The organism is Streptomyces sp. E11-3 (genome assembly GCF_046540415.1).
Classification (GTDB): domain Bacteria; phylum Actinomycetota; class Actinomycetes; order Streptomycetales; family Streptomycetaceae; genus Streptomyces.
This window is the reverse complement of sequence record NZ_JAZGRL010000001.1, coordinates 1,337,477-1,349,619: the sequence shown is the minus strand read 5'-3', so window position 1 is coordinate 1,349,619 and position 12,143 is coordinate 1,337,477. Positions and strand designations below refer to the sequence as shown.

General features: G+C 71.9%; 10 protein-coding genes. 4 read left to right on the top strand and 6 right to left on the bottom strand.

Translation table 11 applies throughout. The features are described from left to right. Nucleotides 1–26: 26 nt before the first annotated feature. The 3 genes from U9R90_RS06170 (at nucleotide 27) to U9R90_RS06160 (ending at nucleotide 5,042) form a co-directional block, all read left to right on the top strand. The gene (locus U9R90_RS06170; protein WP_411055364.1) at nucleotides 27–1,172 is read left to right on the top strand and encodes an ROK family glucokinase; all 1,146 of its coding nucleotides are present in this window, start codon (nucleotides 27–29) and stop codon (nucleotides 1,170–1,172) included. Continuing rightward, the gene (locus tag U9R90_RS06165; RefSeq protein ID WP_411055363.1) at nucleotides 1,173–1,754 is read left to right on the top strand and encodes a sugar kinase; all 582 of its coding nucleotides are present in this window, start codon (nucleotides 1,173–1,175) and stop codon (nucleotides 1,752–1,754) included. It abuts the gene before it with no gap. Between the two features lie 69 nt (nucleotides 1,755–1,823). Next, nucleotides 1,824–5,042: an SNF2-related protein gene (locus U9R90_RS06160; RefSeq protein WP_411055362.1), complete on the top strand. Its 3,219-nt coding sequence runs from the start codon at nucleotides 1,824–1,826 to the stop codon at nucleotides 5,040–5,042. Between the two features lie 336 nt (nucleotides 5,043–5,378). Here the strand turns inward: U9R90_RS06160 and U9R90_RS06155 are convergent, their stop codons facing one another. Beyond that, nucleotides 5,379–6,590, bottom strand: coding sequence for a M20 metallopeptidase family protein (locus U9R90_RS06155; protein WP_411055361.1), 1,212 nt, complete (start codon nucleotides 6,588–6,590; stop codon nucleotides 5,379–5,381). A 101-nt stretch (nucleotides 6,591–6,691) separates the two neighbouring features. Here U9R90_RS06155 and U9R90_RS06150 point away from each other — a divergent pair, with 101 nt between their 5' ends. Continuing rightward, on the top strand, nucleotides 6,692–7,732 hold the full coding sequence (locus U9R90_RS06150; protein WP_411055360.1) for an Lrp/AsnC family transcriptional regulator: 1,041 nt from the start codon (nucleotides 6,692–6,694) through the stop codon (nucleotides 7,730–7,732). Between the two features lie 419 nt (nucleotides 7,733–8,151). Here the strand turns inward: U9R90_RS06150 and U9R90_RS06145 are convergent, their stop codons facing one another. From U9R90_RS06145 to U9R90_RS06125, 5 genes are read right to left on the bottom strand one after another with little or no spacing between them, the layout of a single operon-like run. Continuing rightward, entirely contained in the window at nucleotides 8,152–9,408 is a 1,257-nt protein-coding gene (locus tag U9R90_RS06145; RefSeq protein WP_411055359.1) for a cytochrome P450, read from the bottom strand. After that, nucleotides 9,405–10,013 (bottom strand): GTP-binding protein, encoded by a 609-nt coding sequence (locus U9R90_RS06140; protein WP_411055358.1) that lies wholly within the window; start codon nucleotides 10,011–10,013, stop codon nucleotides 9,405–9,407. The genes U9R90_RS06145 and U9R90_RS06140 overlap by 4 nt, the downstream gene beginning before the upstream one ends. After that, complete coding sequence (locus U9R90_RS06135; RefSeq protein WP_411055357.1) at nucleotides 9,991–10,353, bottom strand: DUF742 domain-containing protein; 363 nt, start codon at nucleotides 10,351–10,353, stop codon at nucleotides 9,991–9,993. Before U9R90_RS06135 ends, U9R90_RS06140 begins: the two co-directional genes overlap by 23 nt. Next, nucleotides 10,350–10,784, bottom strand: a complete 435-nt coding sequence (locus tag U9R90_RS06130; RefSeq protein WP_411055356.1) for a roadblock/LC7 domain-containing protein — start codon at nucleotides 10,782–10,784, stop codon at nucleotides 10,350–10,352. The genes U9R90_RS06135 and U9R90_RS06130 overlap by 4 nt, the downstream gene beginning before the upstream one ends. Then, complete coding sequence (locus tag U9R90_RS06125) at nucleotides 10,781–12,076, bottom strand: ATP-binding protein (protein WP_411055355.1); 1,296 nt, start codon at nucleotides 12,074–12,076, stop codon at nucleotides 10,781–10,783. Before U9R90_RS06125 ends, U9R90_RS06130 begins: the two co-directional genes overlap by 4 nt. Nucleotides 12,077–12,143: the final 67 nt, after the last annotated feature.

The following is a 12,143-nucleotide window of genomic DNA, read 5'->3' as shown; positions in this document are numbered from 1 at the left end:
CTGACGAGTGAGGCAGAATCGGCACGATGAGCACCTACCGCGACCTCGCACACCGCGGCACCGCGCGGGCCAGCGTCCTGCGCACCGTCGCCGCGCGCGAACGACGCTCCCACCTGACGGCACCGCGGGTCCCCACCGTCGGCATCGACATCGGCGGTACGAAGGTGATGGCGGGCGTCGTCGACGCGGACGGCCACATCCTGGAGAAGCTCCGCACCGAGACCCCGGACAAGTCCAAGAGCCCCAAGGTCGTCGAGGACACCATCACCGAGCTGGTACTCGACCTCTCCGACCGGCACGACGTGCACGCCGTCGGCATCGGCGCGGCGGGCTGGGTCGACGCCGACCGCAGCCGCGTGCTGTTCGCCCCGCACCTGTCCTGGCGCAACGAGCCGCTGCGCGACGCGCTGCAGGCCCGCCTCGCGGTCCCCGTCATGGTCGACAACGACGCCAACGCCGCCGCCTGGGCGGAGTGGCGGTTCGGCGCCGGCCGCGGCGAGGACCACCTGGTGATGATCACCCTAGGCACCGGCATCGGCGGCGCCATCCTCGAAGACGGCCAGGTCAAGCGCGGCAAGTTCGGGGTCGCCGGAGAGTTCGGCCATATGCAGGTGGTGCCCGGCGGGCACCGCTGCCCGTGTGGCAACCGCGGCTGCTGGGAGCAGTACAGCTCGGGCAACGCCCTGGTCCGAGAGGCCCGCGAGCTCGCGGCCGCGGACTCCCCGGTGGCGTACGGCATCATCGACCGGGTCGGCGGCAACGTCCAGGACATCACCGGGCCGCTGATCACCGAGCTCGCCCGCGAAGGCGACGCCATGTGCGTCGAGCTGCTCCAGGACATCGGCCAGTGGCTCGGCGTCGGCATCGCCAACCTGGCCGCCGCCCTCGACCCGTCCTGCTTCGTCATCGGCGGCGGCGTCAGCGCCGCCGACGACCTGCTCATCGGGCCCGCCCGCGACGCCTTCCGGCGCCACCTCACCGGGCGCGGCTACCGACCCGAGGCCCGTATCGCCAAGGCCCAGCTCGGCCCGGAGGCGGGTATGGTCGGTGCCGCCGACCTCGCCCGGCTCGTGGCCCGCCGCTTTCGCCGCGCCAACCGGCGCCGGGTGGAGCGCTACGAGCGCTACGCGCGCGTGCTCGGCACCGACCGCACCACCCAGGGAAACCCGTAGATGACCGTGCCTCACCCGTCGCCGTCCCTGTCCCCGGACGAGGAACCCGAGCCCGCGGAGGACCGGCGGCACATGATCCGCCGCCGCTGGCTGACCGCGATCACCATCGTGCTGCTGATCGGCATCCCGGCCGGCTACCTGGTGATCTCCGCGGCACAGAGCCGCGACAGCGGACGGGACAAGGCGGCCAAGTACTCCGCCACCGGCCTCACCGAGGGCTGGCCGTCCAGGCTCCAGCGGCGCATCTACGAGGTGCCGATCCCGGGGAAGTCGCAGCGCGTCGCCTACTACGAGACGAACAACTGGCGCGCCAGCCGCCTCTACGTGCAGTTCCTCACCAGCAACGACGGGCTCGACACCTTCCTCGAACGGATCGGCGCCGACCCCGCCGATCTTGAGGACGGCGAACTCACCATCGGCAAGCGCGACCGTGACGTCGTCTCCTGGGACTTCTCAGGACCTGGCCCGTGGTCCGGCCTGGTCCACGAGCAGAATCGGCCCCTGCCGACCCAGCGCATCACGGTCGACCGCTCCAACCCCGACCACCCCATGGTGTACGTGGTCTCGAAGGCCACACCCTGATTGTCAGTGCCCCTCCGTACAGTCGTGGACAGCTGATCGACGACGGTACGGAGGGCGGGTGAGTACGGCATGACCAGCGCGCCGATCCACGCGGCCGCCGTGTTCCTCCCCGCCGCGCTCCCACGCGAGGGCCGGGTGGCGTTCTGGCACCCGCAGGGGGCTCCCGCCGGGTGGGCGGCCGAGCACGCGTACGGGGGCCTGGCGTCGCCGACGGGCCCGGGCGAGGGCCCAGCGGGGCGCGAGGCGGCGTCGGCTGACGTGGGCTCGGCGGCTGCGAACGACGCGCTTTCGGCGTCTGTGAGCGGCTCGCGCGGCGTGCTCGGGACCGACGCGTCTCCGGCGTCTGTGAGCGGCTCGCGCTGGGTGTCCGGGACCGACGCGTCTCCGGCGTCTGCGAGCGGCTCGCGCTGGGTGTCCGGGACCGACGCGTCTCCGGCGTCTGTGAGCGGCTCGCGCTGGGTGTCCGGGACCGACGCGTCTCCGGTGGCGGCGGGCGGCTCACGCGGAGTGTCCTGGACCGACGCGCCTCCGGTGGCGGCGAGCGGCGCACGTCAGGTGGAGCTGGTCGTCGTGCGGCGGCACGGCACCGGTGCCCGCACCATCTCCGTACCCGCCCTGACACTGCCCCTCACCGACGCCCTGCCGCTGCTGGTGCGTGCCCGTCAGCACCCGGCCGCACACCCCGCGACGGCCTGCTGGGGCGCCGCCGCCCTGCTCGCGCTACGCCTCACCGCCCGCGGCAGGCTGCTGCCCGGACTCACCGGTGACGACTCCGACGCCTGGCGGGCCGGTCCGCTGGACGCCGAAGACCTCGCCCATCTGCGGGCCATCGCCGCCGCGCTGCCGTACGAGGGGCATGCCACCCCGCTCACCAGCACCTCCAGCGGTGTGCCGCGCAAGCCGTTGGAGCTGCCCGAGCCCGAGGCGCTGCTGCGGGCCTTCCTGGACGCGGTCGCCGACACACTGCCCCGCACCCCGGCCGCCGCTTACGCCTCGGGTGCCCCCTTCGCGGCCCGTGCGCCGCAGCGGCTGCCCGGCGCCCGCGCCTGGGCGGCCGAAGCCGCGGCCGGAATGGACACGGGCGTGCGCGTCTCGCTGCGCCTGGACCTGTCGGGGGCCGAACTCTTCGACCGTACCGACGACGACCGCTCCGCGGGCGCCGCGATCGTCCAGGTGCACAGCCTCGCCGACCCCACCCTCGTCATCGACGCCGCCGCCCTGTGGGCGGGGGACGGCGACCCGGCCTTCGGACCGCGCGCCCGGGTGGACGCGGCGCTCGCGCTGCGCCGCGCCGCCCGCGTGTGGGCGCCGCTGGAACGGCTCCTGGAGCAGGACACCCCCGCCGTACTGCCGCTGTCCGAAGCGGAGTTGTACGAGCTGCTCGGCACCGCGGCGAGCAGGCTCGGCGCGTCCGGGGTCGCCGTGCACTGGCCGCGCGACCTGGCCCAGGACCTCTCAGCGGCCGCGGTCGTACGGCCCGCACCCGGCTCCGCCACCGACGGCACCAGCTTCTTCGAGACCGAGCGCCTGCTGGAGTTCCGCTGGCAGCTGGCGCTCGGCGGGGACCCGCTCAGCGAGGCGGAGATGGACCAGCTCGCCGAGGCGCACCGCCCCGTCGTACGGCTCAAAGACCGCTGGGTCCTGGTCGACCCCGCCCTGGTCCGCAAGGCCCGCAAGCGGGAGCTCGGCCTGCTCGACCCGGTGGACGCGCTCTCCGTCGCCCTCACCGGCACCGCCGATGTGGACGGCGAGACGGTCGACGCGGTCCCGGTCGGCGCGCTCGCGACCCTGCGCGACCGGCTCACCGCGGGCCTGCCCCTGGCCGACCCGCCACCGGGACTGCACGCCCAGCTCCGCGACTACCAGCTCCGCGGCCTGGCCTGGCTCGACCAGATGACGTCCCTCGGCCTCGGCGGCTGCCTCGCCGACGACATGGGCCTCGGCAAGACCGTCACACTGATCGCCCTGCACCTGCGCCGGGCCCGACCGGAGCCGACTCTCGTGGTCTGCCCCGCATCCCTCCTCGGCAACTGGCAGCGGGAGATCGCCCGCTTCGCCCCCGGTGTCCCGGTGCGCCGCTACCACGGCACAGCCCGCACCCTGGAAGACCTCGACGGCGGCTTCGTCCTCACCACGTACGCCACGATGCGCGGGGCGGCGCCCCGGCTGGCCGAGCAGCCTTGGGGGATGGTCGTCGCGGACGAGGCCCAGCACGTCAAGAACGCCTACTCGGCGACCGCGAAGGCCCTGCGCACCATCCCGGCACCGGCCCGCGTCGCCCTCACCGGCACCCCCGTCGAGAACAACCTCTCCGAGCTGTGGGCCCTGCTCGACTGGACCACCCCCGGACTGCTCGGCCCCTTGAAGTCGTTCCGCGCCCGGCACGCGCGGGTGGTCGAAGGAGGGGACGACGACGAGGCGGCGGCCCGCCTGTCCCGGCTGATCCGCCCCTTCCTTCTCCGCCGCAAGAAGTCGGATCCGGGTATCGTCCCCGAACTGCCGCCCAAGACGGAGACGGACCACCCGGTGCCGCTCACCCGCGAACAGGCCGCGCTCTACGAGGCCGTGGTCCGCGAGTCGCTGGCCGCGATCGAGGCCGCCGACGGGATCGCCCGCCGCGGGCTGGTCCTCAAGCTCCTCGGCGCGCTGAAGCAGATCTGCAACCACCCCGCGCAGTATCTGAAGGAGGGCCAGTCGGGGCGCTCCGGCACGGCGTCGACGCCTGGTGGCCCGCCCGCGCCCGCCCGGCTCGTCGGCCGCTCCGGCAAACTCGCCCTGCTGGACGAGCTGTTGGACACCATCCTCGCCGAGGACGGCTCCGCGCTGATTTTCACCCAGTACGTCGGCATGGCCCGGCTGATCGGCGAGCACCTCGCCACTCGGGCGATCCCCGCCGAACTGCTGCACGGCGGCACGCCGGTGGCCGAGCGCGAACACCTGGTGGACCGCTTCCAGAGCGGAGCAACGCCGGTTCTGGTCCTCTCCCTCAAGGCGGCGGGCACCGGCCTCAACCTCACCCGCGCGGGCCATGTCATCCACTTCGACCGCTGGTGGAACCCCGCGGTCGAGGAGCAGGCCACCGACCGCGCGTACCGCATCGGCCAGACCCAGCCGGTCCAGGTGCACCGGCTGATCACCGAGGGCACGGTCGAGGACCGTATCGCCGAGATGCTCACCGCCAAGCGCGCCCTGGCGGACGCCGTACTCGGCTCCGGCGAGGCAGCCCTCACCGAGCTCACCGACCGCGAGCTCTCCGACCTGATCTCGCTCCGGAGGCCGCCCACATGACCCCGGCCCCGAGCCCCGCCGACCGCGCCCGCGCCGCACTCCGCGCGCAGCGCGCCGCCGCCGCGCCGCCGCGCACCCCGGCCGGTGACGACGCGCCGAGCGCCGGGGACCCGGGTGAGCGGTCGGTTACCAGCGATACNGATCTGGTGGCCGGGGATGCGTAGTCGGGCACGGGTCTTCTCCTGGGGGACGAGGCGCAGCTGGATGAGCTGCGTCCGGCGGGGCTGCGGGTGCGGCGGGGCTTGCCGGCGGGTGGTGCTGTGGTGCGCCCGGGCCCAGGGGCAGGGGCCCAGGGGCGCACGGAGACGCGGCGCGTGGGTGCCGCGGGCAGAGAGGTCAGCAGACAGGGGCGGGCTTCGCCTTCGCCAGGCGGCGCAGGGCGAGTTCGGCGTAGAGCGCGGCTCCGTCACCCAGTACGCCGTCGTCGAAGGCGGCCAGGGGCGAGTGGTTGTACGGGGCCTGCTGGACGTCCCGGTCCGGCGGGCAGGCGCCCAGGACCACGAACGCGCCGGGTATTTCGTCCAGGACCCGGGAGAAGTCCTCCGAGCCGGCGGCCGGCCGGGGCGCCCACGCGTAGCGTTCCTCGCCGTGCACCTCCGCCACCGTGTCGGCGACGAACTCGGCCTCGGCCGGGTCGTTGACGGTGAGGGGGTACAACTCGGCGAAGTCCACCTCGACGTCGAGGCCGTGGGCGGCCGCGATACCCCGGCACACCTGCGCGGCGCCGTCCTTGATCCGGCCGTGCGACGAGGCGGAGAACGACCGTACGGTCGCCGTGAACCGGGCCTCGTCGGGGATGACGTTGGCGGCCGTGCCCGCGTGGAAGGCGCCCACGGTCAGCACCACGGGGTCGAACGGATCGAATCTGCGGCTGATGAACGTCTGCAGCGCGGTGACCATCTCGCACGCCGCCGGTACGGGGTCATTGGCCACGTGCGGCATGGAGCCGTGACCCCCCGCGCCGCGTACGGTCACGCGAAGGCTGTCGGAGGATGCCAGGACCGGGCCACGGCGGGTCGCGAACATCCCGCTCGGGTAGCCGGCCGACGTGACGTGCAGGGCATAGGCGGCCACCGGCCGCTCACCGGAGGCGTCCAGGACTCCTTCGCCCAGCATGTGGCCGGCGCCGTCCTGCCCCTCCTCGCCGGGCTGGAACATGAAGACCACATCGCCCGCGAGTTCGTCCCGGCGAGCGGAGAGGAGCTGTGCCGCGCCGGCGAGCATGGACGTGTGCAGGTCGTGGCCGCATGCGTGCATCACCCCCTCCGTGCGGGAGGCGTACGCGAGATCGGCGCGTTCGGAGACGGGCAGCGCGTCCATGTCGGCGCGCAGCAGAACCGTGGGACCGGGGCGGGTGCCCCTCAGGACCGCGGTGACGGAGGTCAGCCCGTTCCCCGTGGTGACCTCCAGCGGCAGTCCGTCCAGGGCGGCCAGGACCTTGTCCTGCGTACGCGGCAATTCCAGGCCGAGTTCGGGTTCGGTATGCAGCGCCCGCCGCAGGCGGACCAGATCACCGTGCACACTCCGTGCGTCCTCGCGTACCGACACCCTCGTTCCCTTTCACTGACGTACACCTCGCTGTCGCTCGGTTGCCAGCGATGATGGATACTCGGTACTCACGCCCATCGAAATCGCAGGATCTTTCTTCCATGCCTGATCGTTTGCAGGAATCTGCACACCTGGACGAGCTCGACCTCAGCCTGGTCAACACGCTGCAAATCGATCCCCGAGCCCCCTGGTCACGTATCGGACGGGCCCTCGACCTCGACCCCGTCACCGTGGCCAGGCGCTGGTCCCGGCTGACCGAGTCGGGCGTCGCGTGGATCACGGCACAGCCCGGGCGCGCACAGATCTCCCAGGGCTGCCTGGCCTTCGTCGAAGTGGACTGTCAGGCCGGCCGCGCGCGCGAAGTGGCCAACACCGTCGCGCGGTGGCCCCACGTCCTGACCGTGGACCACACCAGCGGCGGCCGGGACCTGCTGCTCACGGTGTCGACGCCTACGCTCTCCGACCTCTCCGGATACCTGCTCGAACGCCTCGGAACGCTCCCCGGGATCAGCGCCAACCGCGCCCAGCTCGGCACCCACGTCTTCACGCACGCCACCGACTGGCGTCTGCGCTCCCTCGACCCCCGGCAGCGGGCCCGCATCACCGCCGAGCGGCCGCCGCGGTCTCCGTCGACGCCCCAGACCCTCACCGCGAGGGACCGGCTCCTCTTGGTGCGCCTCGCAGCCGACGGGCGCACCTCGCTCACAGAGCTCGCGGAGGAACTGGGCGTCGGCATCACCACCGTACGCAAGCGCCTCGCCCTCCTCATCGCGAACGAGGACCTGGAGCTGCGCTGTGAAGTGGCTCAGCCGCTGTGCGGCTGGCCGATCTCCACCTCGATCTGGGCCCAGGCCCAGATCGACGACCGCGACGCCCTGAACCGGCTGCTCGCCGCCGTCCCGGAGATCCGGGCGTGCATCGGACTCGCCGGGGGCACGGCGAACCTGCTCATCAGCGTCTGGCTGCGCTCCCTTCCCGACGTCCGAGGCCTCGAAGCCCGCCTCACCAGCGCACTGCCTGGGCTGAAGGTGCTCGACCAAGCGGTCTCCCTACGCTTCGTCAAGCGCATGGGCCGCATCCTCGACCCCGCCGGCCGCAGCATCGGCACCATCCCCATGGACATCTGGTCCGATCCTTCCTGAGGCGCCTCTTGGTACGCGCAGAAGCGCCAGGCCGCTGCCTCTCGGCGGTCTGGGAGCTCATCCGTCGCATCGTCAGGTCTGGCGAGAGCCCTGGCCCCCTCCCGTGAGGGAACGTGAGATATGGGAGCGTGAGCGGGTGAGCGAGACGACGACTGAAACCCCGCAATACCGCTTTGACGGGCCGGAAGACGCACCGGCTCTGGTCTTGGGCCCTTCCCTCGGTACCACCTGGCATAGGTAGTCGGAACCGTCTTCTGACGTCCACGTGGTCCAGATCGGCGCCGTTTACGCGGGTGCGGCCTATGTGGTCCAGGTGCGTCGACGGTATTGGTTATCAGAACGACGGCGACCCTCGAACCTCCGGCCCTGGCTTCGGACTGGAGGTCAGGAATGCCTTTTTGCTACACACCGGAGACCGTTCAGACCCGCCGGCTGATCGGCGGGAAGCGGACGGGCAGGCCGGCCAGAGCCCGGTGGAAGGGGCCCTGCCGCCATTCCAACTTCTCGACCGGGATTTCCAGTTCGATGTTGGGCAGCCGGTCGAGGAGCTTCTCCAGGGCGACCGCGGCGATCACCCGGGCGGGGCCCTTCGCCGGACAGGTGTGCGGGCCCGCGCTCCACGCGAGGTGCGCGCGGTTGCCGGTCCGGCGTTCGCCGCCGAGGCCGGGGTCGGTGTTCGCGGCGGCCAGGCTGATGAGGATGGGCTCGCCCTGGCACACGAGGGTTCCGTCGAGCTCCTGGTCGTGGATCGGATAGTGGACGGCGTAGTTCGCCAGCGGCGGGTCGGTCCACAGCACCTCGTCGATGGCGTCCTCGACGGGCGTGGTGCCGCGTGCGAGATCACCGGCGAACCGGCCGTCGGACAGCAGCAGCCGCAACCCGTTGCAGATCAGGCTCTGCTGGGGCTCGGTGCCCGCGCCCATGAGCACCACCAGCTGGTGCGTCATCTCCTCATCGGTCAGCCCGGCGGGGTGGGCCATCAGCCAGGACGTCACGTCCGGCCCCGGCTCCGCCCGTTTGAGTGCCACCAGCTCGGCGAGGCCCTCGGCCAACACCGCGTTCGCCTTCTCGGAGCCGGAGTCGGCGTCGAAGATCCCGGACATGCCCTCGACCAGCTTGTGCCCGGTGGCGGGCGGGCAGCCGAAGAGCTGGTTGAAGACCAGCAGGGGCAGGACGGCACCGTACTCGTGGAGGAGATCCGCCCGCCCCTTGGGGCCGATCCGGTCGATGAGGGTGTCGGCGCTCTGCTCCACATGGCGCCTGAGCGCGTCGGGGTCCACACGGCGCAGGCTGTCGGTGATGGCGCCGCGCAGTCGGCTGTGCTCGTCGCCGTCGGTCCACAGGGCGTTCGGCCGGTACGTCATCATCGGCACGACCGGGCTGTCCGCCGGCACGGTCCCGTCGGCGAGAGCCCGCCATCGGCGCGGGTCCTTCGAGAAGCGCTCCGGACTGCGCAGTACCTCCAGAGCGGTGTCGTAGCCGATGACCAGAGAAGCGCGCACGCCGGGCGCTATCTCCACGGGCGCGACGGAGCCGTGGGCGCGCAGTCGGGCGTACGACGCCATGGGGTCGGCGGCGAACTCCGGGCCGTACAGCCGCTCCACCGTACGTGCGCCGGCGTGTGCCGGGCATCCGAGAGGAGGCGCCGCGTCGTGTGCGGGCCAAGGTGTCGTCATCCTTGCTCCTGAGGGGTGCGGGTCTGGAGGTACTCGATGAGGGAGATCAGCGCTCCGGCACCGGACGTGGCTTCCCGCGCGTCGCAGGTGACCAGGGGGGTTTCCGGGAGCAGGTCGAGAGCCTCGCGGACCTCCGCCTCGGGGAACACCGGCGCGCCGTCGAACTGGTTGACGGCGACCGCGTACGGCATGCCGTGCTCTTCCAGCAGGCCCATGACGTCGAAGGACTGGTCGAGCCTTCGGGGGTCCGTCAGCACCAGTGCGCCGAGAGCACCGTTCAGCATGTCCTTCCACAGCTGGGTGAAGCGCTTCTGCCCGGGGGCGCCGAAGAGATACAGCACCAGGGACTCGTTGAGCGTGAGGCGGCCGAAGTCCATGGCCACGGTCGTCGTGGTCTTGTCGGGGACGCCCGCGAGGTCGTCGACGAGTTCGCCGGCCTGCGTCATGGTCTCTTCGGTGCGCAGCGGCCGGATCTCGGAGAGGGTGCCGACGAACGTGGTCTTGCCGACGGCGAAGTGGCCGACGACGAGGATCTTGATCGCGGTCGTGACCGTGTCCGGGACGTAGACCGGGTCGACCGGGTCAGAAACGGGAGCGGAGACCATCCAGCACCTCCTGCAGGAGTCGGGCGTCGGGCAGTTGTGCCTTGGGGGCGGGGGGCCGGACGTGGATATGGCCGCTGTCGACGAGGTCGCTGAGCAGGACCTTGGTGACGCTTATCGGCAGAGCGAGATGTCCAGCCACTTCGGCGACCGACAGCGCCCCTGGCCGGCACAGCTGGATCACACGCCGCTTCTCCGGGCTCAGCCCGTTCAGGGGACGGTCGTGCACTGCCGTGACCAGCGCCACGAGGTCCAGTGTGTTGCGTGTCGGATGGGCGCGGCCCTCCGTGACGACGTACGGCCGTACGAGTCCTGTGTCACGCCGGGGGCGCGGCGGGGTCATGCCGTACCGGAGTCGTCCGGCCTGCCGGGTACGGAATGCTGCCGGGGCAAGCTGGTCAGCTCCTTGCCCAGCCGGTCGACCAACTTGTGCATGCTGTAGGTGACGGCTTCCATGTCGACGTCCTGGCCGGCCGAGACAGCCAGATACGCGCCCGCGCCGGCGGCCACCAGGAAGACGTACCCGTCGGCGAACTCGACCAGTGTCTGCTGCCACGGAGAGGTCTCCCGCCCGCAGAACTCGGCGGTACTGCGACTGATGGACTGCAGTCCGGACAACGCCGCGGCCTGCCGCTCGGCCTCGTCGCGCTGGATGCCCTGGGAGTGGGCGCGGAGCATGCCGTCCGCGGAGAGCAGGATCGCGTGGCGGGCTTCCGGGACCTTCAGGACCTCGTCGAGCATCCATCCGAGTTCGTTGGTCATCTGGCCGGTCATTCCTGGGGGGCTCCTTCGGTGTCGGGGGAGGAGTCGCGGCCGGAGCGGGTGCCGCGGGCGAACGCGCCCATACGGGAGGCGGTCTCGGCGGCGGGGCGGACCAGCGCGGGATCGGAGTCCGGGGCCTCGGGGCCGCCGTCGGCTTCCTGGTGCTGCTGCTTGCGTCGGCGACGCTTGGGCAGGCCACCCGCGGTGGACGACGGCGCTGCCTCCGCTTTGGACGCGCCGGGGGAGACCGGCTCCGGGTCGGGCGGCGTCTCGGCCTGCAGTGTGGGGATGGGCGGGCCCATGAAACGCACCCGGTTGAGGAGCGCGTTGGGGAGAAAGAGCACGGCCCGCACACCGTTGTACGGGGACTGCGTGTCGACCGAGACGCTGAATCCGTACCGGGCGGCGAGTGCGCCGATGACGGCGAAGCCGAACTGCGGCGGGTCGCCGAGCTTGTTGATGTCGATGTCCACCAGGCCGGACAGACGCCGACCGGCCTCCTCGGTTTCGCGTGCGTCCATGCCGATGCCGGCGTCGTCGACGACGATGCTGACTCCGTGGTGGGCGGGTTGGATGCCGACTTCGACGGTGGCGTCGGGCCGGGAATGCCGCGCTGCGTTGTCCAGCAGCTCGGCGATCGCGAGGACGACCGGCTCGACGGCTCGGCTCACGACGTCCATGTCGACGTGCGCGTGCACCGTGACGCGCCGGTAGTCCCGAATCCTCGATGTCGCACCGCGTACGACATCGAGCAGCGGTGACGCGGCCCGCTGCCGTCCGGGCCAGGAGCCGCAGAGCACGGCGATAACTTGCGCCCTCCGGCCGAACTGCGCATTGGCGTGGTCGATCTCCAGGAGGTCCCGGAGCACATCGGGGTTGTCGTGCCGGTCCTGCATGTCGGAGATCGACAGCTGCTGCTCGTTCGCCGATGCCTGCAGGGCGTGCATCGCCGCCTTCAGTGTCGCCTTCGCCGACCTGTCCGCCCGGGACCGTGTGGCCTCGGCGGCTCCGGTGAACTGCTCTACGACCTGTTGCAGGTTCCTTCCGTACGTCGTGCCGGCGAGATCCGTATCGAGAGGCCCGGGCACGGGTGCGCTGCCGTGGGCCGCCTCGACCAGTGCGGGAAGCCTAACCTCGCAGAGGTGCCGGACCTCCTCCTCCCGGGCGAGCAAGCCGGCTTCGTGGATCGTCAGTCGACGACGCAGGGCGGCGGTGATCCGGTACTCGCGTACCAGCAGCGACACTCCGGCGAGCGTGACCACGGCGAGGCACCAGAACACCGCCTCCGGTATGTGTTGTGTCATCAGGTCCTCATGAAGGGGGAGTACGACAGGCGCGGAGGCAGCGGGACATGCGGGAACCGGCTCTGAG